Origin of the sequence: Micromonospora zamorensis (genome assembly GCF_900090275.1) — a bacterium.
Classification (GTDB): Bacteria; Actinomycetota; Actinomycetes; order Mycobacteriales; family Micromonosporaceae; genus Micromonospora; species Micromonospora zamorensis.
In genome coordinates this window covers 803,295-829,516 of record NZ_LT607755.1, presented here as the reverse complement: position 1 = coordinate 829,516, position 26,222 = coordinate 803,295, and the positions used below count along the sequence as shown (strand labels likewise).

Genomic DNA, 26,222 nt, shown 5'->3' with positions numbered 1-26,222 from the left:
TGGCGGCGACGGGGGTCCATTCCCTCGACGCCGGGAGAACGAGGATGGGCACATGAGCGACTGGACTGCCTTCGGACGGGTGGACGCGGACGGCACCGTATACGTCAAGACCACCGAGGGTGAGCGGGTGGTCGGATCCTGGCAGGCGGGTGCGCCGGAGGAAGGTCTGGCACACTTCGCGCGCCGCTTCGCCGATCTGGTCACCGAGGTGGATCTGACCGAAGCGCGGCTCAAGTCGGGTGCGGCGGATGCCGGGCACTCGCTGAGCACGATCCGGCGGATCCGCGCCACGCTCCCCGAGGCCAACGTCGTCGGCGACATCGACGCCCTGGCCGCTCGCCTGGACAAGCTGGCGACCCTCGCCGAGGAGAAGGCCGGTGAGGCGCGCGCCGCCCGGGACGCCGCTCGCGGTGAGGCCCTGGCCCGCAAGACCGCGCTGGTCGAGGAGGCCGAGAAGCTGGCTGCCGAGTCCACCGGTTGGAAGACCGCCGGGGACCGGCTCAAGGAGATCCTCGACGAGTGGAAGACCATCCGGGGGGTCGACAAGAAGGCCGACGGTGAGCTGTGGAAGCGGTTCGCCGCCGCCCGGGACGGTTTCACCCGACGTCGGGGCGCCCACTTCGCCTCCCTGGACTCGCAGCGCAAGCAGGCGCAGACCGTCAAGGAGGAGCTGGTCGCCGAGGCGGAGAAGCTCCAGGAATCCACCGACTGGGCCACCACCGCCAACCAGCTCAAGGATCTGATGACCCAGTGGAAGGCCGCGCCGCGCGCCTCCAAGGAGGCCGAGCAGAAGCTCTGGGAACGATTCCGGGGTGCGCAGGACGCCTTCTTCAGCCGGCGCAGTGAGGTCTTCTCCGCCCGGGACAACGAGCAGCGCGGCAACCTGGAGCGCAAGCAGGCCCTGCTCGCCGAGGCCGAGGCGCTGGACATTGACGCCGACCCGAAGGGCGCCCAGGCCAAGCTGCGGGACATCCAGGCACAGTGGCACGAGGCCGGCCGGGTGCCCCGCGAGGCGGCTGCCGGGCTGGAGCGCCGGCTGCGCGCCATCGACGACAAGGTCCGCGACGTGATGGACTCGGCGTGGCGCCGCACCACCAAGGAGGACAACCCGCTGCTCGCCCAGATGCGGGCGCAGGTGGCGGAAGCCGAGGACCGGCTGGCCCGGGCGCAGAGCGCCGGGGACGCACGCCGGATCAAGGAAGCCGAACAGGCGCTCACCGCCAAGCGGCAGTTCCTCCAACTCGCCGAGCAGGCGGGCTGAGCTGACGTCTTCCGGAGCCCCCGGTCCCTGCGAGGGGACCGGGGGCTCCCGCATGTCCAAGGCCTTCGCGGCCGGCCCCCGCGCCTCGCGCCCTGCGCCTCGCGCCCTGCGCCTCGCGCCCTGCGCCTCGCGCCCTGCGCCTCGCGCCCTGCGCCTCGCGCCTCGCGCCTCGCCCAAGATCCTCGCAACTTCCCCGAAACTGCTGCCTCAGATCCACCGGAGGCAGCAGTTTCCCTGAAGTTGCCGGCTTGCCGGGGCGCGGGGCGGGGGACGAGCGCGGGGCGCGGGGCCGGCGCGGGACACGGGCGCGGGACGGTGGGCGGGGCCAGCCGGACGGCTGGTTGACGCATTGAAGACTGCTGATCAGAATGAGCGGCAGAGCCAGGTCGGGCATCGACGCGAGGGCGCTGACGGCGGTACGACGTCGTCGGGGATCGTCGGTGTGCGTTACGCGAGTGACCACGTCCGCGTGACATGGGTCGTTCCGCGCTGTGCGCGTACTCCTGAGGGAGCGTGACGGGCGGACGGCCTCCCCCGGTCTTCCGCCCGCGCCGCCGACGGCGGCGTCGGGCATCCGAAGTGGAGCTCGCATGCACCGTCCCACCTCTTTCGGCGGCGCGCTGGCCGCGCTCGCCACCGCCGCGGCTGGCGCGCTCGTCGCCGTCGCGGTCAGCACCGGTCCGGCGGTCGCCGCGCCGGGTGGCACCGGCACCGGTTATCTGCACACCAGCGGCAATCAGATCGTGGACAGCACCGGCGCCACGGTCCGGTTGACCGGTATCAACTGGTTCGGCATGGAGACCGACAACAAAACCTTCCACGGGCTGTGGTCGAACAACCCGTGGCGGGGGCAGCTCGACACGATGGCCCGGCTGGGTTACAACACGTTGCGGGTGCCGTACTCGAACGACGCGCTGAAGCCGGGCGCGACCGCCAGCGGGGTCAACGACTTCGTCAACCCGGATCTGGTCGGGTTGTCGCCGTTGCAGATCCTGGACAAGGTGATCGACTACGCCGGCAGCAAGGGGATGCGGATCATCCTGGACCGGCACCGGCCGACGGCGGCCGGGCAGTCGCCGCTGTGGTACACGCCGACGGTTTCCGAGGCGACCTGGATCAACGACTGGAAGATGCTGGCCCAGCGGTACGCGGGCAACCCCACGGTGATCGGCGCGGACCTGCACAACGAGCCGCACGCCGAGGGCACGAACCCGGCGGCCACCGGCGCGTGCTGGGGTTGCGGCGACACCACCCGGGACTGGCGGCTCGCCGCCGAGCGGGCCGGTAACGCGATCCTCGGCGTCCAACCCAACTGGTTGATCTTCGTGGAGGGGGTGAGCTGCCCCAGCGGTGGCCTCTCCAACGTGTGGGACGGCGACACCAGCAACGACGAGGACTGTGGTTGGTGGGGTGGCAACCTGTCCAAGGCCGGTCAGTTCCCGGTACGGCTGAACGTGGCGAACCGCCTGGTCTACTCGCCGCACGAGTACGCCACCTCGGTCTACCGACAGAGCTGGTTCGACGCCCCGGACTACCCGGCGAACATGCCGGCCATCTGGGACAAGTACTGGGGTTACCTGTACAAGCAGAACATCGCGCCGATCATGATGGGTGAGTTCGGCAGCACCCTGGCGGACCCGAAGGACAGGGTGTGGCTCGAGAAGTTGATGGCCTACACCGGCACCGGGGTGACCGGGATGTCCTTCACCTACTGGTCGTGGAACCCGAACTCGGGTGACACCGGCGGCATCGCGCTGGACGACTGGACGAACATCAACACCACCAAGCAGGCGATCCTCCAGCCGTACCTGATCGCGCCGACCGGTGGCGGCACCACCACCCCACCGCCCGACGGACCGACGGACCCGCCCGCCGGCGCCTGCACTGTGAGTTACCGGCAGGTCAACGCCTGGCAGGGCGGCTTCCAGGGTGAGTTGACAGTGAAGAACACCGGCTCCGCCGCGGTGAACCCGTGGTCGGTCACCTGGACCTGGCCGTCCGGGGTGACGTTGGGCAGTGGCTGGAACGCCACGGTCTCCCAGTCCGGCACGACGATCACCGCGGCCGCGCCGGGGCACGCCCCGTCGCTGTCGGCGGGCGGGTCGGTCACCGTGGGCTTCACCGCCAACGGCACCGCCAGCGCGCCGGGCACGGTAAAGCTCAACGGCGCCAGCTGCTGAGTTGTCGGGACGGCCGGCGCTTCCCGCGTCGGTCGTCCGCCGGCGCCGGTCTGAACGAGGGCCCCTTGTCGTGGTGCGACGACAAGGGGCCCTCGCGTGCTCAGTGGGTGGCGCAGCCGGCGGTCGGTGCGGCAACGACCGGCGGTGCGCCGATCGTGGGCAGACCGAGCAACACCCCGGGGGTACGCGGGGAGCGCCCCGCCTCGGCCGCGTCGCCGGCCCGGGTGCGCCGGTGCGCCACCGGCGCGCCGTCGGCGTTGAGGTGGTGCGGCGCGGCGTACGTGATCGTGGTGTGCACGATGTCACCCGGGCGGATCTGGTCGGCCAGCGACTCCCCGTCCGCGGTGTCGGTCGCGAAGTGCACGAGCCGGCCGTCGCGGGCCCGACCGGACATCCGGCCGGTGCGCTCGTCCTTGCGGCCCTCGCCGACCGCGACCAGCACCTCGACGGTCTCGCCCACCAGGCGCTTGTTCTCCGCCCAGGTGATCTCCTCGACGGTTTCGATCAGCCGCTCGTAGCGCTCCTGCACGACCTGCTTGGGCAACTGGTCGTCCATGGTCGCTGCGGGGGTGCCGGGGCGCTTCGAGTACTGGAAGGTGAAGGCCGAGGAGAACCGGGCCTCGCGGACCACGTCCAGGGTGCGCTGGAAGTCGGCCTCGGTCTCACCCGGGAAGCCGACGATGATGTCGGTGGTGATCGCCGCGTCCGGCATCGCCGCCCGGACCTTCTCGATGATCCCCAGGTAGCGCTCGGAGCGGTAGGACCGGCGCATCGCCCGGAGCACGTCGTCGGAGCCGGACTGCAACGGCATGTGCAGCGAGTGGCAGACGTTCGGCGTCTCGGCCATCGCGGCGATCACGTCGTCGGTGAAGTCCTTCGGGTGCGGGCTGGTGAACCGGACCCGCTCCAACCCGTCGATGTCACCGCAGGCCCGCAGCAGCTTGCCGAACGCGTACCGGTCGCCGAACTCCACCCCGTAGGAGTTGACGTTCTGCCCGAGCAGGGTCACCTCCAGCACGCCCTCGTCGACCAGCGCGCGCACCTCGGAGAGGATGTCGCCGGGACGGCGGTCCTTCTCCTTGCCGCGCAGCGCGGGCACGATGCAGAACGTGCAGGTGTTGTTGCAGCCGACCGAGATCGACACCCACCCGGCGTACGTGGACTCGCGGCGGGTGGGCAGCGTGGAGGGGAAGACGTCGAGGGACTCCAGGATCTCCACCTCGGCGGCGGCGTTGTGCCGGGCCCGCTCCAGCAGCACCGGCAGCGAGCCGATGTTGTGGGTGCCGAAGACGACGTCCACCCAGGGCGCCTTGCGGACGATCTCGCCCCGGTCCTTCTGGGCCAGGCAGCCGCCGACCGCGATCTGCATCCCGGGGTGCTTGTCCTTCACGGGGCGCAGCCGACCGAGGTTGCCGTAGAGCCGGTTGTCGGCGTTCTCCCGGACGGCGCAGGTGTTGAAGACGACGATGTCCGGGGTGTCGTCGGCGGGCACCGCGCGCACGTAGCCGGCCTGTTCGAGCAGGCCGGAGATGCGCTCAGAGTCGTGCACGTTCATCTGGCAGCCGTACGTCACGACGTTGTAGGTCCTAGCCACCCTCTTGGTGCCCCTTCCCCTCGGGCTACCAGGGTAGCGGCCCGCTCGGCGGCCCCAACCCACCGGCATTGACCCGGCGGCCCATAGCGGGCATCCACGACGGGCAGTACGCTGCACAACAAGAATGTGTTCTGGGCGGTTTCGGGGGCTTTGCACTCAGCGCCGACAATGCGCGGCTCCATTCACGGGGGAGCACATGACGACCCGCGGGAGGCCAACCGTGACGCGACAAGATGCGGCACAGCGCACCGTCACCACCCCGGAGGGGCGGCACCTCGCGGTGGAGACCTCCGGCTCGCCGGACGGTCCTGCGGTCTTCCTGCTGCACGGCACCCCGGGGAGTCGCAGCGGCCCCCGGCCCCGGGGCATCGTCGTCTACCGCCTCGGCGTGCACCTCGTCTGTTACGACCGGCCCGGTTACGGCGACTCCGACCGGCACGAGGGTCGGCGGGTCGCCGACGCCGCCGCCGACGTGGCGGCGATCGCCGACGACCTCGGCATCGAGCGGTTCGCGGTGGTGGGCCGGTCCGGTGGCGGTCCACACGCCCTGGCCTGTGCGGCGTTGCTGCCGGACCGGGTCACCCGGGCCGCCGTGCTGGTGGGGCTCGCCCCGGCCGGTGCACCCGACCTGGACTGGTACGCCGGGATGGCCGAGTCGAACGTGGAGGACTACGGGCAGGCCGACGAGGACCTGGCCGAGCTCACGCTCAACCTGAAGGTCCGCGCGGAGGAGGCCCGGCGGGACCCGATGACGCTGCTGGACTTCCTGCGCCCCCAGTTGCCCGACGAGGACATCCGGGTCGTCGACGACGTCGCGATCCGCCGACTGCTGACCGACATGTACTCCGAGGCTTTGCGGCACGGCCCCGAGGGCTGGATCGACGACGTGCTGGCGATACGGCGTGGCTGGGGGTTCGACCTGAGCGCCATCCGCGCGGAGGTCCGGCTCTGGCACGGCGAGCAGGACCGCTTCTCGCCGGTGGAGCACTCCCACTGGCTCGCCTCGCGGATCTCGCGGGCCGAGGTCCAGGTGCAGCCCGGCGCCGCGCACTTCGGCGCTGTGGAGATCCTGCCGCAGACCCTCAGCTGGCTGGCCACGCCGGACCTCGCGACCACCCCGCGGGTCTGACCGACAGTCGTTCAGTGCTCGGCCCGGCGAGGCGGACCTGACCCACCCCGCCGGACCAACCCCGGTCAGATCGTGTGCGGGTCGATCACCCGGACGACGAACCGCCGCTCACGCAGGGTCTGCACCGTCGGATGCTCCGGGCCGATCACCTCGGCCAGCCGGTCCGCCACCGCGCCGACGTCCTCGGCGGGGGCCTCGCCACCGGCCCGCCTCGACACCAGGGAGAGATCACCGCGGCAGCGCAGCGTGTCGGGGTGATCCGCGCCGATCACCGTGGCCAGGCGACCGGCGGTCTCCCGCAGTCGCTCCCGCGCCGAGTCCCACTCCCCCTCCTCGGCGAGGCACACCGCGTGGTTCACGTCCGCGGCAAGGGTGTGCGGGTGGTCGGGGCCGAGCACCTTGCGCAGCTCGCCGGAGGCCCGGGCCGCCGACGCACGGGCATCCGACCTGCGCCCGAGCGCGCGCTCAGCAGCGGAGATGTTGCTCAGCGTCGCCAGCGTGTGCGGGTGCTCCGCGCCGAGGCGCAGCTGTTCCTCGTACGCCTGGCTCACGGCGGTCATCTCCGTGAACGCCCTGGCCGCGTCGCCGACGGCCAGAAGGTTCGCCGCACGGCTCGACCGGGACGCCACCGTGTCCGGGTTGTCCGGTCCGAAGCGTTCGTCGAGCTCGCGGTAGGCCGTCTCGAACATCGGCGCGGCCTCGGCTCCCCGGCCGGCGCTGCGCAGTGACACCGCCAGGTTGACCTGCGCGGCGAGACTCTGGCCGTCGTCCGGCCCGAGCACCTCGCAGTACGTGTCGTACACGGTGCGCAGCAGGGTGACCGACCGCTCGTACTCACCGGCTTCCCGCAGGTCGCTGCCCAGACGCACGGCGGAGACCAGGGTGTACGGGTGGGTGGGGCCGAGCACCAGCCGCCGCCGCTGGTGCACCTCGTCGTCCCACCTGCGGGCGGACCGGTAGTCGCCGACCAGCCGGTAGGAGACGGCGAGGTTGTTGGCCGCGCTCAACGTCCGGGGGTGGTCCTCGCCGAACACCTGGAGCCAGGAGGCGTACGTGGACCGGTCCCGTTCCAGCGCCTCGGCGTACCGGCCGAGCGCGCGCAGGTCACCGCCGAGGCTGCCGGCGGTCATCAGACTGTGCGGGTGCATCGGGCCGAGCAGCCGGCGTTGCTCGGCCAGCACCGCCTCGTCCAGGTCCCGGGCCTCGTCGAACCGGCCCAGGCTGCGCAGGATGTTCGCGCGGTTGAAGCGCAGGTGCAGCAACTGTCGACCCAGCGCGGACGCCTCGACCTCTTCGTGCGTGTCGCCGAGCCGGGCGGACCAGGTCTCGTCCACCTCCTGACTGAACCCGTCGGCCTGGTCCAGACCGCCGCGCTGCCACAGGTAGCGGACCCGGTCGATGAGCAGCTGACACACCGACTCGTCGGGGCAGTTCAACGCCTCGGAGACCTCCAGGTGCGGCCAGAGCATCCGCAGCCGGGGCCAGGTGGTCGGGTCGTCCACGTCACCGCGGGGCCGGGACGCCGCCAGCACCAGGTGCACCTGGTGTCGGGCCGCGTCGATCTCGTCGTCGGTCATCCGGTCGCGCACGACCGCCTGCAACAACCGGTGCACCTGGACCCGGCCGCCCTGGACGTCGAGTTTGAGCAGGGCGAGCCGGTTGATCTGCTGGACCAGCGCACCGCGGACGAGCCGTTCCGACACCGACGGGTCGAACGGCACGAGGGCCGCCGCCATCTCGTCGCTGTAGATCAGCTCCAGCGCGATCTCCGGGGCCAGCACCGAGCAGAGCTGCAACAGCCGGTACGCGGCGGGCGCCTGGTCGAGCAGCCGGTTCAGCGACAGGTCCCAGGTCGCCTCGACGGAGAGCGCGCTGGGGCCGTGCCGCTCGATCTGCCGCAGGTAGTCGGCGACCGACGTGCCGGTGTCGGCCAACCACGCGCCAGCCGCCGCCACCGCGATCGGCAGGTCGCCGAGCGCCTCGGCCACCCGGTCGGCCTCCTCGGCGCTGATCGTGGGCACCCGCTGGGCGAGGTGCGCGACGCTCTCGGTGCGGTTGAAGACGTCCACCTGGATCGGGTTCGCCCGGTCACCCCAGGCGCGGTTGCGCGAGGTCAGCAGGACGTGCCCGGGGCCCTGGGGCAGGAAGGGCTCGATCTGGTCGAGCTCCTCGGCGTTGTCGAGCACGACGAGCCACCGCTCGTACGGCTCGCCCCGGCCCAGCACCTGCAACACGGACCGGACCGTGTCGGGCACGGTCGGCCCGGCGAGGATGCCGAGGCGGCTGGCGAGGTCGGCCAGGGCGGTGTCGACGAACTGCGGCGGGTCCGCCACGATCCACCAGACCACGTCGTACGCGGTCTTGTAACGGTGCACGTACTCCAGGGCCACCTGTGTCTTTCCGACGCCGCCCATGCCCTGGAGGGCGACCGGCAGCACCACCGCGCTGCCCCCGCTCTGCAGTTGCGCGCGCAGCTGGGCCAGGTCGTCCTCCCGGCCGGTGAACCGGGCGTTCCGGTTGGGGGCGTTGAAGATCAACGGTTCGGTGCCGGGAAAACGGGTGCTCCCGCCCGCCGGGCCGTCCGCAGACGACGGCACCGGCCGGCCGACCAGCCGCAACACCCGCTCCACGGCGGTCGCCGCGCTCACATTGACCAGGTTGGTGGAGCTCTGGGAGGGGAACTCCGCCAGCGGGCGCAGGTCGGCGACGTACACGGCGAGCGCCGTGGAACCGGTGCTGGTGTCCCGGTCGGGCAGACCGCCGGACGGCGTCGCCACGTAGGCCGGCGAGACCACTGTCAGCGTGCGCGGCGCGGGCGTGCCCGCGGACCCGACGGCGGCCGTGGGCTCCACCACCCGCAACCCCGCCGAGCTGAGCACCCGCTCCAGCCACTCGGCCCAGATGGCGTCCTCCGGCGCACACCGGAGCACGATCTGGTCGTCGATCGCCTCGGTGCGTCGACGGAAACGGGCCTTGCCCCGCTCCCGCACCGACTCGTCCATCAGCGGCAGCGCGGTCACCGCGCCGTCGGTGAGGATCCCGGTCAACGTCTCGAACGCGGCCAGCAGCGACGTCGGCGAGCCGGGCGGGTCCCCGAACGTCGCCAGTGTCTCCTCGTACGCGTAGAACGGCCGGTACGGGACCTCGACGGCAGCCCAGTAGCGCCGCCGCTCGGCCTCGGTCATGCCCGCGGGCAACCCGGCGAACCGCCGCATGGCCAGCAGACGACCCGCCTCGGCCCGCTCCTTCTCGGCCTGGTCGACGCGCATCGGCACCGGCAGGACGCGGATGTCACGCCGCCGGTACCTGTCGCGTACCGAGTGCGCCACCCGGGCCGCGCCGTCGATGCCCTGGTCGCTGAGGGTGAAACAGTCGACCAGCGTGTCCGGAAGGTGCAGTGTGCAGATGTCGGCGACGTCGCTCAACCCTGTCCGGCTGTCGATCAGGGTGAAGTCGTACTGGCGCTTCATGTCCGCCCGCAGCGCTTCGAAGAACTGCGCACCGCCCAGCCGGTTGTAGAAGTTGTCCCAGTCCAGCCCGCTCACCGAGACGGCATAGTCGCTGTTCTGCCGGCCCGCGGAGAGGAAGTCCAGACCCCCGCCGTCGGGGAAGTTCCAGCGCAGCGAGAAGGCGTGCCGCCCCACCCGGGCGTACTGCTCCATCCAGCGGTCCGGCCGGTCGTCGACCCGGGTGGTCTCCCACTCGTAGTCGCGGATCATGTCGATCACACCGCTGGTGCCCTGGATCGCCTCGGCGTCGAGGAACGGGTGGAAGAAGCGGTGCAGGCCGGGTGACTCGAGGTCCCAGTCGGCGACGAGCACCCGCCGGCCACTGGCCGCGAGGATCCAGGCCACATTGGCCAACGCCATCGTCCGGCCCGTCCCACCCTTGAACGAGTAGAAGGTGACGACCTGGCCTTCGCGATCGTTGTTCATCGGTTTTCTCCGTGGGGACGCAATGGGGCCGGATCGTCAGGCGTGGACGCGGGATCGGGGGTGACGGTCGAGCCGGCCGGCGGCAGGCCGTCACGCAGGCTCGGCACCGGCTCCGGCGGCGGTTCGAAGGGAACCACCGGGCCGTACTTGAGGAACTGACGGCGAGCCTCGGTGACCAGCGCCGGCATCAGGTCGACGAACTCCGGCATGCTGCACGCCCGCTTGACCTGGGGCAGGCCGGCGTCGTGCAGCAGTTGCGTCACCTCGGTCGCCCACCGGCTGGCGTCCTGGGTGTCGTCGTCGTCGGTGACCACCAGTGGAACCACCCACTCCCGCAGGCCGTGCAGCTGGCCGGAGAGGATCGCGGCGGCGTCCGGCGAGGCCGCGATCCACGGGTCGACAAGCAGCACGGCCGGTCGGCGATCGAGCAGCCCGGCGGCCTGCGCGAAGTCCGCCGTGCGGGCGGACAGCCCGAGCCGCTCGGCGGTGCTGGCCGCGTACTCGGCGGCGGGCAGCTCCTGGCGGCGCCCGTACGGTCGCCACAGCCGGCCGCTGGCCGCGTAGCCGGCGGGGTCGCGGTCGGTCGGCAGGTGGTCCCGGGTCGGCGCCAGGACGGCGACGACGAAGTCCGGGTCGGTCGGCCCCGGGCGGACGACCTCGTCGAGGCCCGGCGCGCGGGACGGACCCAGCGGTCGCCGCTCGGCGGTGTGCACGATCCGGCTGGCCAGGCGGCTCAGCAGAAGCTCGTACTGTGCCCGGTAGGAGGCCAGCATGCAGAACGCCCGCAGGCCGTCCTCGGCGTATGCCGGGACGTCCCGGCCCAGGTCCAGGGCGCCGTCCAGCTCCGGATGCGTCTCCCACGGTGGGAACGGGATCCACAGCACCGGGGTGAGGTGGCCGGCGGCCAGCCGGGCCGACCCGGCGGCGGCCAGCCGGGCCCGGAAGGACTCCTGCTCCCCCAACGCCCACGGGCGACTGAAGTAGCCGGGCGAGTAGAGCGGAACGAAGACCTCGGCGTCGCCCAGCGCCTCCGCGAGAGCCGCCTTCCAGTCGGCGCCCAACGGGATGTGCTGGTCGAAGAAGCCAATCCGCATCCCCGCCACCGGTCGCGCCTGGCGCCGCACCTCGTCGGACAGGTCGGCGAAGAACTGGCCGACCCAGACGTCGGCGTCGGCGCGGGCGCCCGGCGGGGGTGCCGAGTGGGCGTAGCTGAGGAAGAAGTACGTCCCGCGCGCTGCCGGTCGGCGCCGGTCCGTCGGCGGGCTCATCCCGGCTCCTCGTTGAACCGGTTGCACAGCTCGTCCACGCTCGCCGGCACCCAGGGCTGCACCACGTACGACCGGTGGATCGCCACGATCCGCTGGGCGAGCCGCCAGACCACCGCCCGGTACGCGTTCTCCCACTGCATGGTCAGCAACCCGTAGACCCCATCCCGCTGGTAGTGCACCGCGATGTCGGGATCCGGCACGGCGGTCGGGGTGAACCGTTGGATGTCGCGGAGCACCCGGGGCAGCGCCGTGCCGTTCGTCGGCGACCAGGTGACCGGCACGATGGCCGTCTCGTGGGGCGAGGCGGAGCTGTGCCGCGGGACGATCGTCCGGCGGGAGAACGCGTCCCACTCCCGGCCGCACCAGTCACTGCCGAGCAGCGCGCTGGACACCAGCGGGACGAAGACCTGGCAGGTGCCGGCGGCCTGGAGCAGCTCCGGGCTCCACCGTTCACCGCCGGCGATGGAGCTGTCCAGAAAGCCGGCGTCCACTCCGGTCACCGGGCCGACCAGCTCACTGACGTGGACGGAGAGGTCCTCGAAGAACCGGGAGACGTACTCGGCGGGTTTGCCGGTGGCGCGGCCGACCGGGGCCCGGGAATAGCTGATGAAGAAAAGCGGGGCGCGCAGTCTGGAGGGTGCGTCCACTGTGCTCACCCCTCCGCCCTCCCCACGCGGCCGGAACATCAGCGTAGTCCCCGCGTCAACGCTGCGCTGCCAGGCGATTCGCGGCGAACCAGCCGACCGCGAAGTCCACGGCGGCTCGCGCCGGCAGCAGGCGAGCCTGGGCCCGCCCGACCCGCCCGTGCCGGACGATCGGTGTGCCGTCGAGCGCGGCACCCACCCGCGGAAAGTCGCGGTCGTCCAGGTCGAGCCCGCGGAAGTCGAGACGTACGCGGCGGCCGTCGACGAGCCGGAAACAGCGGTAGTCGCGCTCCGGCGTCGGCACCGGCAGCCGGTACTCGGCCAGGTGCAGGGCGCTGCACGCCTCGTAACCGAGGCCGAGCAGCAGGATCTGCCCGTCGGCCGCGTACAGGCCACCCACCGGTGAGCGTTCTCCCAGGTGGCAGGTGAGATCGTGGCCGTCGGTGAGCTGCCGGGCCCGAGGGCCGAGCGCGGCGAACGAGGTCTGGGGATGGTCACTGCGAACCGCACCGGGGGCACAGCGGACGTACTCGGCGAGCACGCCCATCCGCTGCGAGGGCGTGGTCTGGCGGTCCCAGCCCGGCAGCGCCGCCTCGTACCGCTCGCGTTGCGCCCGGTCCATCCCGGCGACGGCCGCCAGGTGGGCCCGGGAGGTGGTCGAGTTGCCGTCGGTCTGGGTGGGCACCAGCAGCGTGCCGGCCGGGCCGAGGACGTCCCGCAGGGCGCCGGCGAGGGTCGCGGGACCGTGCTCCAGCGGGCCCACCCGGCGCAGACCGCAGTGCACCAGGAGGCACACACCCGGGCGTACGCCCAACGCCCGCAGATCGTCGGCAAGGTGGGGACGGCCCAGGGCGGGCAGATGCCGTTCATCGGGACCCGACACCGGTCTCCTCCAGGGCGTGGCGCAGCTGACCGACGAACCGCTCACCGGCCGTGGTGAGCGACCGGCTGGCCAGCAGCGCGTCGGCGCCGTCCCGGGTCCACGCCAGGTAACGGGCGGCGTGCGCCGACGCTTCCCCGCCGTCGGTCGCTGCCCGGGCCCGCCACACCTGGGTGACGGCCAGGTGGGCGTACACCCCCTGGAGGACCCCCTCGGGTGGCCGCGGGTCGGGGCGCCACGGCACCGTGATCCGGGGGCTGTGCCCGGGTGCCACCAGGTCGTACCGGTCGAGCACGGCACCGAGTTTCGCGTGCTGCCACTCGTGCACGAGCAGCACCGCCATCGTCTCCGGGTCCGGATGGGGGGTGACGGCGACCGCGCCGAACGCGTGCCGGGCGGTCGCGCTGCGCAGTGGTCGCGCCGGGTCGGGTGCCAGCGGCACGACGGCGCGCAGACCGCCGTCGAGCGCCGCCGCGTGCGCCGGCACGTCCCGGCGCACGATCTGCCAGGCCTCGACCAGGGTACGGCCCAACGCCTGCGCGGCCGGGGTGTCCAGGCGCGATGCCACCGGCTGGCCGTAGCAGTCCCGGTACGGATCGCCGTCCTCGATGGACAGCCGACCAGCCGGCGTCGGCACGTCGCGCACCGGTCGCCAGCCGGCCGACGGCTCGACCGTGTCGAGGAGGACGGTCCGGTCCGCCGACCCGCCCCGGACCCGGAACCCACCGGGCAGGACTGTCACCTCGGCGTGCTCCCCCAGACCGGACAGCAGCAGGCTGCCGAGCGTGGGCACCGTGATCGCGTCGGCCCGCACCGGGACGTCCACAGTGACGGGGACGCCCACCCGGACGGCCGCGGCGACGGCGAGGGCCGGCAGGGGGTCGGCAGCCGCGCGGGCGCCGGACCGGGCCGACGGGTCGAGGCGGTGCACCAGCCACGGGCGGACGAAGGGGTGCTCCAGGACCGCTCGGACCGCCTCCGGCGCCTTCAGCTCAAGGTCGGCGAGCACCTCCCAGGCGGCCGCGCTGTCGGACAACTCCCGACAGGCCGCCAACAGCATCCGGGTGATGGCCAACTGGTCGTCGGCGATTCGTCTCACGGTCTGCGGCGACCCGTGCCCGGTCGCCAGGTCGTCCAGCAGGTCGTCGACCGGAGAGGCGGCGGACCACACGCTGGGCGCGACGTGGCCGGGCGCCGGGTAGGCGTCCACAGTGTCGATCAGGCTGAGCAGGTCGGCGCAGTAGACCGAGGGATTGTCGAAGCCGGAGCCGGTGCGCCAGCGGTGGGCGTACAGGCCTCCGCCGCAACGGTCGACCACCGGGCAGGCCCGGCAGGTGGCACAGAGCCCCTGCACGCCGTCCTGTCGGATGGCCACCCCGGGATGCCGGGCGGCCTCGTCCACCGAATGGTCGAACACGTCGAACCCGGTGCCGGCCGCGCCATGGTATGCCGTCTTCAGCGAGTCGACCTGCTCCCAGGTGCCGTCGGCCTCGACCACCAGCACGTCGGCCGGCGCGAGGCCGAACGCCTCGGTGCCGCCGCCACCCGGCATCAGCGCCTCGAACAGCCGGATCGACCCGGGGCGCCCGTCGTCCACCCACCGCCGGTGGATCCGCCCCAGCCAGTCCGCGTACGGGGTGGAGCCGGGGCCGGGACGCTCCGGTGGGTGGTCCCAGGTGGCGTGGGGCAGCAGCAGGTCGACCCGGGGCGGACTCTCGGCCAGCAGCGCCTCGTAGACCCGGTCGGGATCGTTGCGGACGTCGACAGTGCAGAGGATGCCGGCGTAGCTGCTGCGGTACGCCGGTCGCCGGAGCAGGGCCAGGGCCCGCCGGACCTGGTCGTGGCTGCTGCCGCCGTGGGCGAAGATCCGGTGGCGGTCGTTGGCGGCACGGTCGCCGTCGAACGACACACCGACCCGCACGTCGTAGTCGACGAGCAGTTGGCACAGTTCCTCGTCGAGCAGCACACCGTTGGTCTGCATGCGCAGGTCGAGCCGCGTCCACGGGGTGATCGCCGCCTGCAGCTCGGCCAGCACCTCGCGCAGCCCGGCGGCACCCAGCAGCAGCGGCTCACCGCCGTGCAGCACCACGTGCACGTCCGGCACCTCGTGCTCGCGGGCGTGCTCGGCGATGCGCCGTGCGGCAGCGCGGACCGTCGCCGGTGGCATCCGCACCGGTCGGCCCCGCCAGGTCTGGTCGGCGTGCTGGTAGACGTAGCAGTGGTCGCAGCTGAGGTCGCACCGACTGTGCACCTTCAGCACGAACTGGCTGATCGGCCGGCAGGATCCGCCCGCTCCGGGCGCACCGCACCGGCAGACCATCGCTCAGATGGACGAGTTGAAGGCGGCGACGGGCACGCTGCCGGACGGGACCGATTGGCCCGCGACGACGCGCCTGCGGATCGCCTCGATCAGATCGGCGTGCTCGACGACGATCCGATCCAACGGGGTGTGCAGGCTGCGTGCGAGGTCATCTGGGTCGGGACGGGGTGAGCGGGTGGGGGCATGGTCCACAATGAGTCTCCGGGGGCCCGGGGCGCTGGGGGCGCGAGCGGCGAGAATGGCTCGAAAGGCTCTGGTCCGTGACCAGGATAGACAAATATCGACCCAGTGTCACCGTCGGTACAGCCATCGGCACCACGAGTGGCAACCCGAGAGGAGCGCACATGTGCCGGAGCATCAAGACCTTGCGTGAGCCGTTCACCCCGCAGGTGACCGACGCGGACGTCGAGGCGGCGGCGCTGCAGTACGTCCGGAAGATCTCTGGCTTCCGGGCGCCCGCCGCGCACAACGCCGCCGCGTTCGACGCCGCGGTGGCCACCGTGGCCGAGGCGACCCGCACCCTGCTCGACCAGTTGGTGGTGCGGGGTGCCGGCTCGGGCACCCCGGACCGGCAGGCCACCGCCTCCCACTGAACGCCAGCCCTGTCTGACGGACCGGCGCGGCACCCCGGCCGACCGGGACCTGACCCTGGAGAGGGTCAGGCCGCGGCGAGCGCCGGGGCGACCGTGTCGGGCGCCCAACGTGAGCGGTGACACTGCGACCAGCCCCGGCAGCCCGGGTCGCCCAGCGTGCAGAGCCGCCACCTGCTGAGCACCTCACCGTCGTCGGTGTCCCGCACGTCGAAATGCACCGGACGGACCGTGCCGTCCGGAGCCACGAGCAGGTGCCGGCCCGCGTCGAGTGTGTCGTCGCGCAACAGGCAGTTGCGGCCCAGCAGTCGTGCGAGCGCGGCGATGCTGGCGTGCTCGGGGAGCTGATCGGGCACCCCGTAGCAATCCACCACCGTCGCGAACTCGCCCGGCGCCTGCCAGACGTCACACACCACCGCGTACGCCGGCAACCGGGCCGGGTCGGCCACCGCCAGCGGCATCACCACCCGGCCAAGCGCCTCGGCCAGCGCCGGGTAGACCTCCACGGGTTGAGCCCCGTCGATTCTCCAGTTCCACAGCTCGGTCATTCCGCCTCCTCGCTGCGTTCGTCCCCACCGGCCTCCGAATCGGGCCTTACACACGATGGTGGGGGGCATTTGACCCCAGCCGGGGGCAAGTTACCGGTCTGTGACCATTCCGGGCAAAATTTCCCTGAGCAGCATTGCTCGGAGTAGCGGGAAGGTGACAGTTTATCGGGTATGGTGCCCGATCCACACCATCGCAGCCGCGTGTCCGACGACCACAACCGCAGGTCGAACGATGCGCCGGCCGGGTTGGGTCAGCGCAGGACGACGAGGTGCTCGCCCCGGGGCAGCAGCTCGCCCACCACCGGTGCGCCGGGCACCTCTCCGGCCACCAGCAGGCCGCCGGAGGTCTGCGCGTCGGCCAGCAGCAGCCGTTCGCCCTCGCCAGCCGCTCCGAAGTCGGTCCACGGGGTCACCCACTCCAGGTTGCGCCGGCTGCCGCCGCTGACATGGCCGTCGCGCAGCGCCTCCCGCGCCCCCGCCAGATAGGGCACCCGGGCTGTGTCGATGGCCACGGTGACCTGGCTGGACCGGGCCAGTTTCGAGGCGTGCCCGAGCAACCCGAACCCGGTCACGTCGGTGCCACAGCGGATGCCGGCGGCGACCGCCGCGCGGGCGGCGTCCCGGTTGAGGGCGCTCATCGTGGCCACCGCCTCCGGGAAGCTCTCACCGGTGGTCTTGTGCCGGGTGTTCAGCACACCGACCCCGAGGGGCTTCGTCAGGGACAACGGCATCCCGGCCCGCCCGGCGTCGAGGGTGATGAGCTCTTCCGGCCGGACCGTGCCGGTGACCGCGAGGCCGTACTTCGGGCCGTCGTCGTCCACGCTGTGCCCACCCGCCAGGTGGCAGCCGGCCTCCCGCGCCACGTCCTGCCCTCCGCGCAGGACCTCGCCGGCCAACTCCATCGGCAGCACGTCGCGCGGCCAGCAGAGCAGGTTGAGCGCGATCAGCGGGGTGCCACCCATCGCGTACACGTCGGAGAGCGCGTTGGCCGCGGCGATCCGACCCCAGTCGTACGCGTCGTCGACCACCGGGGTGAAGAAGTCGGCGGTGCTGACCAGGCCGGTCCGCTCGTCCAGGCGCACCACCGCCGCGTCGTCGCCGTGATCCAGCCCGACCAGCAACTCGGCGGTGCCGGTTGCCGGGCCGAGACCGGCCACCATGATCTCCAGCTCGCCCGGCGGGATCTTGCAGGCGCAGCCGCCGCCGCGGGCGTAACGGGTCAGCCGTACCGGTTCGGTCATCCACCCATGATCGCGACAACGCGCCACGATCGCCACCGTTGTGGCCCTTACGGTGACCAGAATCGGACGACCGAGGCCGATCATGGCCGGTGTTACCGCTCCGTGACCCGCTGAGTTGCATTCCGCCACATCAGGCCGCCTACAGTGGCCGCACCGGGGGTCAACCGACCCCGATCCGGGAGATGACAGGGGACGGTGGACGACGTGACGACGGGCGAACCGCTCATCGTGCTGGACGCGGTCAACAAGTGGTTCGGGCCGCTGCACGTGCTGGACGACGTCTCGCTGTCGGTGGGTCGGGGCGAGGTGGTCGTGGTGATCGGCCCGTCCGGCTCCGGCAAGTCGACGCTGTGCCGCACCATCAACCGACTGGAGCCGATCAATTCCGGCACCATCACCTTCGACGGCCAGCCGCTTCCGGCCGAGGGCAAGCCCCTCGCGAAGCTGCGCAGCGAGGTGGGGATGGTCTTCCAGTCCTTCAACCTCTTCGCGCACAAGACCATCCTGGAGAACGTCACCCTCGGCCCGATCAAGGTCCGCAAGGAGAAGCCGACCGCCGCCCGCGAGCGCGGCCTGGCACTCCTCGACCGGGTCGGCATCGCCAACCAGGCGGACAAGTTCCCCGCCCAGCTCTCCGGCGGTCAGCAGCAGCGGGCGGCCATCGCCCGGGCGCTGGCCATGCAGCCCAAGGCGATGCTCTTCGACGAGCCGACCAGCGCGCTGGACCCGGAGATGGTCGGCGAGGTGCTCGACGTGATGACCTCGCTGGCCAGCGACGGCATGACGATGGTCGTGGTCACGCACGAGATGGGCTTCGCCCGGCACGCGGCGAACCGGGTCATCTTCATGGCCGACGGGCAACTGGTCGAGGATGCCCCGCCCGCGGAGTTCTTCGCGAACCCGCGCAGTGAGCGGGCCCGGGACTTCCTCTCCAAGATCCTCACGCACTAGGCGTCCGTAGTGGAGCGCGCCGTACTCGGTGGGCTCCGTTGAAAAAGGAGAAGAGTATGCGTATCAAGCGCGTTGCGGCAGTCGCCGCGGTTGCCGCTCTGGCGCTCGGCCTCACCGCCTGCGGTGGCGACGACGACGGCGGGGACACCGGTGCTGGCAGCAAGTCCTTCGCCGCCGGCAGCACCATGGAGAAGCTGAACAAGGCCCAGAAGATCAAGGTCGGCACCAAGTTCGACCAGCCCGGCTTCGGCCTGAAGGGCCTGTCCGGCAAGCCGGAGGGCTTCGACGTCGAGATCGCCAAGATCATCGTCAAGGAGCTCGGCATCCCCGAGGACAAGATCGAGTGGGTCGAGGCCCCCTCGAAGGTCCGCGAAGACGTGATCGTCAACGGCACTGTCGACCTGGTCGCCGCGACCTACACGATCAACGACAAGCGCAAGGAGCGGATCGCCTTCGCAGGCCCGTACTACGAGGCCGGCCAGAACATCATGGTGAAGAAGGACGACACCACCATCACCGGTCCGGACTCGTTCAAGGACGGCACCAAGAAGGTCTGCTCGGTCACCGGCTCGACGCCGTTCGAGGAGATCAAGAAGTACGTCAAGGACGTCGCCACCCAGCTGGTGCCCTTCGACACCTACGACAAGTGCCGCGACGCCCTCAAGAGCGGCCAGGTCGACGCCGTGACCACGGACAACGTGATCCTGCTCGGCTACATCGCCAAGGACGAGGCCTCCTTCAAGCTGGCCGGCAGCAACTTCACCAAGGAGCCGTACGGCATCGGTGTGAAGAAGGAGGACGCGGACTTCCGCGGCTTCATCAACGACACGCTGGACAAGGCTGTCGCCGACGGCAGCTGGAAGAAGGCCTGGGACGACACCGCCGGCAAGTTCGGCGCGGAACTGGGCTCGGCGCCCACCATCAACCGCTACTGATCTGACCCTTTTCGATCTGGAGGGTGGGAGGAACACCGACCCGTGAACGTGCTCATCGACAAGTTCGACGTCTTTGCGGGTGGTTTCTGGCTCACCCTCCAGATCTGCGTGCTCGCCGCGATCGGCGCCCTCATCCTGGGCGCCGTCGTGGCGGTGCTCCGCATCTCGCCGGTGCCGCCGCTGCGCGCCCTCGGCACCGGCTACGTGAACGTCTTCCGCAACATGCCGTTGACCGTGGTGATGTTCTTCGCCGCGTTCGGTCTGCCGGCGCTCGGTTCCAACGCGGACTTCCTCCGCGTCCCGGTGATCGACTCGCTGTTCACCCGGCTCGGCACCGACCTTCCGTACTTCCGGTTCGCACTGATCGCCCTGGTGCTCTACACCGCGGCATTCGTCTGCGAGGCGCTGCGGTCCGGGGTGAATGCGGTGTCCGCCGGCCAGGCGGAGGCGGCGCGGTCACTGGGTCTGACCTTCGGGCAGAACCTGCGCTACGTGGTGCTGCCGCAGTCGTGGAAGGCATCCATCGTGCCGCTCGGCTCGGTGATCATCGCGATGATCAAGAACTCGGCGCTGGTCGGCTTCTTCGGCGTGGTCGGTGACCTGTCGCAGACCGCTGACCAGCTCACCTCGGCCGAGGGCTACGCCTTCGTCCCGGTCGCCATCGGCATCTCGCTCGGCTATCTGATCATGACCGTGCCGCTCGGCACCCTGCTGGACCGGATCGAGAAGCGACAGGCGGTGGCCCGATGAGTCAGCAGACCAGCGTCCTCTACGACGTCCCCGGGCCCCGGCAGCGGCGGATCACGCTGGTCAGCAGCATCGTCGCCGGGCTGGTCCTGCTCGTCGGGGCGTACTTCCTGATCTACCGGCCCCTGGACGAAAAAGGCCAGTTGTCGATGGAGCTGTGGGGGCCGCTCGTCGACCCCTCCAACGAGAACTTCTCCCTGGTCTGGGAGCGGATCGGCCTCGGCTTCAAGAACACCCTGATCGCGGCGGCGATGGCCATCGTCGCCTCGCTGGTCGTCGGAACGCTGCTCGCCGTGCTGCGGATCCAACTCAAGAGCCTGACCGGACGCCGGTTCACCGGCGCGGCCGCGCCCGTGGCGTACCTGCTGCGCGGGCTGAGTGTCCTCCTGTCGGCGATCACCCGTGTCTGCGTCGAGGTGTTCCGCGGCCTGCCCGTCGTGCTCACCATCTTCTTCGTGGCCCGCGGCTTCCCCGAGTTCGGCCTCTACTTCGACAACCTCTGGTATCTGGTCATCGGCCTCACCATCTACAACTCGGTGGTGATCGGCGAGATCCTCCGCTCCGGCATGGAGGGGCTGCCGGGTGGCCAGGCGGAGGCCGCTGAAGCCATCGGGCTCTCCCCGGCCCAGACCACCCGGATGATCCTGCTGCCGCAGGCCTTCCGGATCATGCTGCCGGCACTGATCAGCCAGCTGGTCGTGGTGCTCAAGGACACCTCGCTGGGGTTCATCATCAGCTACGAGGAGACCCTGAACATCGGCAAGCAGATCATCGGCGCGCTGGGCAACCCGATCCAGGTGTACGTCGTGATCGCCGTGCTCTTCATCGTGGTGAACTACTCGCTGTCGAAGCTCGCCCAGTACGTTCAGCGGCGGCTCGCTCGGGGCCGCAAGACCGCCGGCACCCCGGCGCAGAACCCGCCGCCCGCGGCACTGATGTCGCAGGCCGAGGGCGGCGGCGGGGCCGTCTGACGCTCAGCTCGCACGGAGAAGGGCCAGCCCGGTGTTCCGGGCTGGCCCTTTCACTGTTCCGACTAACGGGCGATCTCGGTGACCCGGGACTCGCGGACCACGGTGACCCGGATCTGACCCGGGTAGGTCAGCTCCTCCTCGATCTGCTTGGCCACGTCCCGGGCCAGCACTGCCGCCCCGATGTCGTCCACGTCGTCCGGCTTGACCATCACCCGGATCTCCCGGCCGGCCTGCATGGCGAAGACCTTGTCCACGCCGAGCTTGCTGGCCGCGATCTCCTCGATCCGCTCCAGGCGCTTGACGTACGCCTCAAGACTCTCCCGACGCGCGCCCGGCCGACCGCCGGAACAGGCGTCGGAGGCCTGGGTGAGGACGGCCTCGATGGTCTGCGGGGGCACCTCGTTGTGGTGCGCCTCGATGGCGTGCACCACGTCCTCGTGCTCGCCGTACTTGCGGGCCAGGTCCGCGCCGATGATGGCGTGGCTGCCCTCCACCTCGTGGGTGAGCGCCTTGCCGATGTCGTGCAGGAATGCCGACCGTTTGATGATGGGCACGTCCAGTCGCAGCTCGGCGGCCATGATGCCGGCGATGTGCGCGGTCTCGACCAGGTGCTTGAGCACGTTCTGCCCGTACGAGGTGCGGTAGCGCAGGCGGCCGAGCAGGGTCACCAGCTCCGGGTGGATCTCGGTGATGCCGACCTCGACCAGGGCATCCTCGGCGGCGCGGAGGCAGAGCTGCTCCACCTCCTGCCGGGCCAGGTCGTAGACCTCCTCGATCCGGTGCGGGTGGATCCGCCCGTCCAGCACCAGCTTCTCCAGCGTCAGCCGACCCACCTCCCGGCGGACCGGGTCGAAGCAGGAGAGCAGCACCGCCTCGGGGGTGTCGTCGATGATCAGGTTGACGCCGGTCACCGACTCGAAGGCGCGGATGTTGCGCCCCTCCCGGCCGATGATCCGCCCCTTCATCTCGTCACCGGGCAGGTGCAGGACGCTGACGACGCTCTCCGCGGTCTGCTCGCTGGCGACCCGCTGGATGGCGTCCACCACGATGTGTCGGGCCCGCTGCTCGGCGGTGTTGCGCGCATCGGACTCGATGTCCCGCACGAGCAGCGCCGCCTCCCGCTTGGCAGAGGTCTCGATCGCCTCGACCAGCTCCAGTCGCGCCGAGTCGGCGGTGAGCCCGGCGATCCGTTCCAGCTCCCGGCGGCGCAGCTCCTCCGACTCGGTCAGCTCGGCCTCCCGCTGGGCGAGCGCGGACTCCCGGGCCGCGAGGGCGGCCTTCGCCGCGGTGAGCTGCCGCTCCCGCTCGGCGAACCGCTCCACCTCCTCGGTGTGCATCCGCTCCCGCTCGTCCATCCGGGCGGCCCGGCGCTCCACCTCCGCGGCCTGCTCCCGGGTGGTGGCGGCGAGCACCGCGACCTCCCGCTCACCGCTGCGCCGGGCTGCCGACCGCAACTGCTCGGCGTCCGCCTCGGCCTGCTTGTGGGCGCGCTCCAGAACGGTGTCCGCCTCGGCGCGGGCGTCGTCGAGGACCCGGCGTGCCTCGGCGCGGGCCGCCTTCGCCTCGGCCTTCGCCGCCGCCGCCTCGGTACGGGCCGCCGCAGCGGCGGACTTCGCCACGTCGATCGTGCTGTTCACCTCGTCGGCCGCGGTCCGCAAGGCAGCGAGGGACTGCTCCTGACGGTCCTTCTCGGCGATGAAGGCGGGATCCTCCGGAGCCGGCGCGGCGCCCATCCGGCGCAGTGTCCGGATGCCCACCAGCACGGCCCCGATCACCACCACCGCGAGGACGAGGACGGCCGCGAGGAGCACGACGTCGAAGGCGTTCATGCCGGGACCCCGTCGGGTCTACCGGTGAACCTGTGCCGCCGCCCCGCCATGGCCGCCTCCCCTAAGGTCGAGACCGCAGCGACCGTGCCGGGGCACACTCCTGCGGCTGTGGACGCCCGACCGGAGCGGCTGGCCGTGGGTAGCTCTCTCCGCCGGCGGTGCCCGGGGGCAACGTCGGCGACCGGGTGCAGTTGTCGCGGCGTCCCGGAACGGCCTGTCCGGAGTTGCCGCCAAAGGCCGCGGAGTCGGCCAAAGTGATGCTGTCTTGTTACGCGATCTATGTTGTGCGCTTAGCCTGCAATGGTCGGGCAATGTGAGCCTGTATGGCGAGGCTAGGTCGCCGGGGGTGCTCTGGTCAAGGACTCATGATCAAACCCCCCGAACGGAGCGAAGTTGCGGTGTCACTCCGAGCTGATGCCGTGTCGGACACGACGGGACAAACACGGCGAGTCAATGGCGCTGATCCGGATGTCGTGCCTGATCAGCGACGGCATCACCCCGCGTCGAGCCGACTTTTGTGACACCAGCGACCCTGCTGACCCGAACGCCCGGGCGGGTGGGAATCCCAGCTCAGCGAGCGCCGGCGGCCAGGGCGGCGGTGACGAGCGCGGCGTTGCCGGGTGCCGGCGTGCCGTCGGGCAGCAGGAGCGTGTCCTCCAGCCCGATGCGGGTGTGCAGCCCACGGCTGACCGCCTCGGCGAGCACCGCCCAGGTGGCCGGGCCCTCGGCGTGCAGCAGCACCGGTGGCGCCACCGCGCCCTGCGGTGAGCGTGCCGCCGACGGCGATCCGGCGGGCGCCCCCGTCGACGCAGGCAGCGCGGCGAGTATCCGCGCCGCGTCGGCCATCGCGACCGGCACCTCCTCCGCCATGCACTCGACGAGGATCCGCCCGACCGGCACCCGCCAGGACCGGTACGCCTCGACGGCGTCGAGCGTCCAGAGCCCCACCTCGACGAGCACACCCCGCTCGTGCAGGGCGGCGGCGACGGCCTCGGCACCGGCCTCGTGCGCGTTGACCGAGGCGAAGTCGGGCAGCACCGCCCAGGCTCGGACGGCGGCCACCCGGGCGGCCGGATCCGGCTCGATCCACGCTCCGGTGCTCACGCCCACCGGCAGCCCCGGCCCGGCGGCGCGGATCGCGGTGAGCGCGTCGGCGATGACCTCCGGGCGCAGCGACTCGACACCGGACGCGTCGCGGGGATGGACGTGCACGGCTGCGACGCCGAGCGAGGCGCAACGGGCCGCGTCGGCGGCCAACTCCGCCGGGGTGACCGGCACCGCAGGGTGGGCGTCACTGTTGCGCCCGCCGTTCAGACACGCCTTCAACATCGGACCACCCCACAGCACCCAGCGCGACTCTCAGTCGACCGGACGGTTGTCGCGGTCCAACTCGCCCTCGGCGTCGGCGAGCGCGTCGGCGTCGATCTGCTCGGCGAACTCGGCCGCCTCGGCGCTCTGCGCGGCCAGCGCGTCCTTCACTGCCCGGATCGCCACGCCAGGCGGGTAGCCCTTGCGGGCCAGCATGCCCACCAGCCGACGGAAGACCGCGTCGGGCTCACCTCGGGCGGTGCGCAGCTTGCGCTCCACGAGGGTGCGGGCGGTGTCGGCCTCGGTCTCCTCGTCCAGCTCACCGAGCGCCTCGGTGGCCACCTCGCCGTCCACACCCTTGCGGCGCAGCTCGTTGGCGAGCGCCCGGCGAGCCAGGCCTCGCCCGGTGTGCCGACTGGACACCCAGGCTCGGGCGAACGCGGCGTCGTCGATGATGCCGACCTCGTCATAGCGGTCGAGCACCTCGGCCGACACCTGCTCGGAGATGCCCCGCTTGGCCAACGCTCCGGCCAGCTCGGCCCGGGTGCGTGGCCGGACGGCGAGCTGGCGGAGACAGATCTCGCGGGCCATCTCCGACTCGTCGCGGGGTGGGGACGCCGGTTTGTCCGCCTGCGGCTCGGCCTGGCGGCCCCGTCGAGGACGGGGTGGGTCACTGGCGTCGCCCGTACGAGGCGGACTGGCATCCCAGCCCCGCCCCGTACGGGCGCGTCGTCCTGCCATGGGTCAGCGACCGATCAGAAGTCGACCGGCGGCAGCTCCGGGCCACCGGCGGCGTCACCCGCGCCGACCCCGACGCCGAGCTTCTCCAGGATCTTCTTCTCGATCTCGGCGGCCACGTCCGGGTTTTCCTTCAGGAACTCCCGAGCCTTTTCCTTGCCCTGGCCGAGCTGGTCGCCGTCGTACGTGTACCACGCTCCGGACTTGCGGATGATCGCCTGCTCCACGCCGACGTCGATCAGCGAGCCCTCACGCGAGATGCCCTTGCCGTACATGATGTCGAACTCGGCCTGCTTGAACGGTGCGGCGACCTTGTTCTTCACGACCTTGACCCGGGTGCGGTTGCCGACCACGTCGGTGCCGTCCTTGAGGCTCTCGATGCGTCGCACGTCGAGCCGGACCGAGGCGTAGAACTTCAGCGCCCGACCACCGGTGGTGGTCTCCGGGCTGCCGAACATGACGCCGATCTTTTCCCGCAGCTGGTTGATGAAGATCGCCGTGGTGCCGGTGTTGCTGAGCACACCGGTGATCTTCCGGAGTGCCTGGCTCATCAGCCGGGCCTGGAGGCCCACGTGGCTGTCGCCCATCTCGCCCTCGATCTCGGCGCGCGGCACCAGGGCCGCCACCGAGTCGATCACGATGATGTCGATCGCGCCGGAGCGGATCAGCATGTCTGCGATCTCCAGCGCCTGCTCACCGGTGTCCGGCTGGGAGACGAGCATCGCGTCGGTGTCGACCCCGAGGGCCTTCGCGTACTCCGGGTCGAGCGCGTGCTCGGCGTCGATGAAAGCGGCGATGCCGCCGAGCCGCTGCGCGCTGGCCACCGAGTGCAGCGCCACCGTGGTCTTACCGCTGGACTCCGGGCCGTAGATCTCGACCACCCGACCCCGGGGCAGGCCACCAATGCCGAGGGCCACGTCGAGTGCGATGGAGCCGGTCGGAATGATTGCGGTCTGGACGACCGGCCGGTCACCCAGCCGCATCACCGAGCCCTTGCCGAATTGCTTGTCAATCTGAGCGAGAGCAAGGTCGAGTGCCTTCTCCCGGTCAGGCCCTGCTGCCATGTTTGCCACCCCTGCCTTCGCCGGCGTCTTTGCTGAGCTTCGCGTCACGCGGACACGCTAGGCGCTAGGTCCGACAGAAAACCAGCCGA

20 protein-coding genes are annotated in these 26,222 nt (G+C 71.4%); 8 read left to right on the top strand and 12 right to left on the bottom strand.

Annotated elements, in window-relative coordinates:
- Positions 1-52: 52 nt before the first annotated feature.
- Positions 53-1,261, top strand: coding sequence for a DUF349 domain-containing protein (locus GA0070619_RS03780; protein ID WP_088946773.1), 1,209 nt, complete (start codon positions 53-55; stop codon positions 1,259-1,261).
- A gap of 590 nt (positions 1,262-1,851) precedes the next feature.
- Positions 1,852-3,441, top strand: coding sequence for a cellulase family glycosylhydrolase (locus tag GA0070619_RS03775; protein WP_088946772.1), 1,590 nt, complete (start codon positions 1,852-1,854; stop codon positions 3,439-3,441).
- Between the two features lie 100 nt (positions 3,442-3,541).
- Here GA0070619_RS03775 and miaB read toward each other — a convergent pair whose 3' ends face one another.
- Positions 3,542-5,035 carry a tRNA (N6-isopentenyl adenosine(37)-C2)-methylthiotransferase MiaB gene (gene miaB, locus GA0070619_RS03770; RefSeq protein ID WP_088946771.1) on the bottom strand — a complete coding sequence of 498 codons (1,494 nt, stop codon included), beginning with the start codon at positions 5,033-5,035 and terminating at the stop codon, positions 3,542-3,544.
- A 220-nt stretch (positions 5,036-5,255) separates the two neighbouring features.
- On the opposite strand from miaB, the gene GA0070619_RS03765 reads away from it, so the two are divergent.
- Positions 5,256-6,164, top strand: a complete 909-nt coding sequence (locus GA0070619_RS03765) for an alpha/beta fold hydrolase (protein WP_231927253.1) — start codon at positions 5,256-5,258, stop codon at positions 6,162-6,164.
- Between the two features lie 65 nt (positions 6,165-6,229).
- Here GA0070619_RS03765 and fxsT read toward each other — a convergent pair whose 3' ends face one another.
- From fxsT to GA0070619_RS33740, 5 genes are read right to left on the bottom strand one after another with little or no spacing between them, the layout of a single operon-like run.
- A complete protein-coding gene (fxsT, locus tag GA0070619_RS03760) occupies positions 6,230-10,099 on the bottom strand; it encodes an FxSxx-COOH system tetratricopeptide repeat protein (protein WP_088946769.1) in 3,870 nt (1,289 codons plus the stop codon).
- Positions 10,096-11,367, bottom strand: a complete 1,272-nt coding sequence (locus tag GA0070619_RS03755) for a TIR-like protein FxsC (protein WP_088946768.1) — start codon at positions 11,365-11,367, stop codon at positions 10,096-10,098. The genes fxsT and GA0070619_RS03755 overlap by 4 nt, the downstream gene beginning before the upstream one ends.
- A complete protein-coding gene (locus tag GA0070619_RS03750; RefSeq protein ID WP_157743893.1) occupies positions 11,364-12,023 on the bottom strand; it encodes a TIR-like protein FxsC in 660 nt (219 codons plus the stop codon). Before GA0070619_RS03750 ends, GA0070619_RS03755 begins: the two co-directional genes overlap by 4 nt.
- Before the next feature lie 46 nt (positions 12,024-12,069).
- Complete coding sequence (locus GA0070619_RS03745) at positions 12,070-12,894, bottom strand: AAC(3) family N-acetyltransferase (RefSeq protein WP_231927252.1); 825 nt, start codon at positions 12,892-12,894, stop codon at positions 12,070-12,072.
- Positions 12,878-15,151 carry an FxsB family cyclophane-forming radical SAM/SPASM peptide maturase gene (locus GA0070619_RS33740; RefSeq protein WP_269458555.1) on the bottom strand — a complete coding sequence of 758 codons (2,274 nt, stop codon included), beginning with the start codon at positions 15,149-15,151 and terminating at the stop codon, positions 12,878-12,880. Before GA0070619_RS33740 ends, GA0070619_RS03745 begins: the two co-directional genes overlap by 17 nt.
- Positions 15,152-15,555: 404 nt before the next feature.
- Here GA0070619_RS33740 and GA0070619_RS03735 point away from each other — a divergent pair, with 404 nt between their 5' ends.
- Positions 15,556-15,804, top strand: a complete 249-nt coding sequence (locus tag GA0070619_RS03735) for a DUF2277 family protein (protein WP_088946765.1) — start codon at positions 15,556-15,558, stop codon at positions 15,802-15,804.
- A 65-nt stretch (positions 15,805-15,869) separates the two neighbouring features.
- On the opposite strand, the gene GA0070619_RS03730 is transcribed toward GA0070619_RS03735, so the two are convergent.
- Both GA0070619_RS03730 and selD read right to left on the bottom strand, forming a co-directional pair.
- Positions 15,870-16,349, bottom strand: a complete 480-nt coding sequence (locus GA0070619_RS03730; RefSeq protein ID WP_088946764.1) for a hypothetical protein — start codon at positions 16,347-16,349, stop codon at positions 15,870-15,872.
- A 251-nt stretch (positions 16,350-16,600) separates the two neighbouring features.
- Positions 16,601-17,590: a selenide, water dikinase SelD gene (selD, locus tag GA0070619_RS03725; protein WP_088946763.1), complete on the bottom strand. Its 990-nt coding sequence runs from the start codon at positions 17,588-17,590 to the stop codon at positions 16,601-16,603.
- A 195-nt stretch (positions 17,591-17,785) separates the two neighbouring features.
- Here selD and GA0070619_RS03720 point away from each other — a divergent pair, with 195 nt between their 5' ends.
- The 4 genes from GA0070619_RS03720 to GA0070619_RS03705 are packed head-to-tail and all read left to right on the top strand — an operon-like array spanning position 17,786 to position 21,194.
- The gene (locus tag GA0070619_RS03720; protein WP_088946762.1) at positions 17,786-18,541 is read left to right on the top strand and encodes an amino acid ABC transporter ATP-binding protein; all 756 of its coding nucleotides are present in this window, start codon (positions 17,786-17,788) and stop codon (positions 18,539-18,541) included.
- A gap of 56 nt (positions 18,542-18,597) precedes the next feature.
- Positions 18,598-19,476, top strand: coding sequence for a glutamate ABC transporter substrate-binding protein (locus GA0070619_RS03715; RefSeq protein ID WP_088946761.1), 879 nt, complete (start codon positions 18,598-18,600; stop codon positions 19,474-19,476).
- 42 nt (positions 19,477-19,518) lie between these two features.
- Positions 19,519-20,226, top strand: coding sequence for an amino acid ABC transporter permease (locus GA0070619_RS03710; protein WP_088946760.1), 708 nt, complete (start codon positions 19,519-19,521; stop codon positions 20,224-20,226).
- Positions 20,223-21,194: an amino acid ABC transporter permease gene (locus GA0070619_RS03705; protein ID WP_088946759.1), complete on the top strand. Its 972-nt coding sequence runs from the start codon at positions 20,223-20,225 to the stop codon at positions 21,192-21,194. The genes GA0070619_RS03710 and GA0070619_RS03705 overlap by 4 nt, the downstream gene beginning before the upstream one ends.
- A 62-nt stretch (positions 21,195-21,256) precedes the next feature.
- Here the strand turns inward: GA0070619_RS03705 and rny are convergent, their stop codons facing one another.
- The 4 genes from rny to recA all read right to left on the bottom strand — a co-directional run bounded on the left by rny (position 21,257) and on the right by recA (position 26,133).
- Positions 21,257-23,023 (bottom strand): ribonuclease Y, encoded by a 1,767-nt coding sequence (rny, locus tag GA0070619_RS03700; RefSeq protein WP_088946758.1) that lies wholly within the window; start codon positions 23,021-23,023, stop codon positions 21,257-21,259.
- 570 nt (positions 23,024-23,593) lie between these two features.
- The gene (locus tag GA0070619_RS03695) at positions 23,594-24,352 is read right to left on the bottom strand and encodes a 3-keto-5-aminohexanoate cleavage protein (protein WP_088946757.1); all 759 of its coding nucleotides are present in this window, start codon (positions 24,350-24,352) and stop codon (positions 23,594-23,596) included.
- A gap of 30 nt (positions 24,353-24,382) precedes the next feature.
- Complete coding sequence (locus tag GA0070619_RS03690) at positions 24,383-25,072, bottom strand: regulatory protein RecX (RefSeq protein ID WP_088946756.1); 690 nt, start codon at positions 25,070-25,072, stop codon at positions 24,383-24,385.
- A 14-nt stretch (positions 25,073-25,086) separates the two neighbouring features.
- Positions 25,087-26,133: a recombinase RecA gene (gene recA / locus GA0070619_RS03685; RefSeq protein ID WP_053656326.1), complete on the bottom strand. Its 1,047-nt coding sequence runs from the start codon at positions 26,131-26,133 to the stop codon at positions 25,087-25,089.
- Positions 26,134-26,222 lie beyond the last annotated feature (89 nt).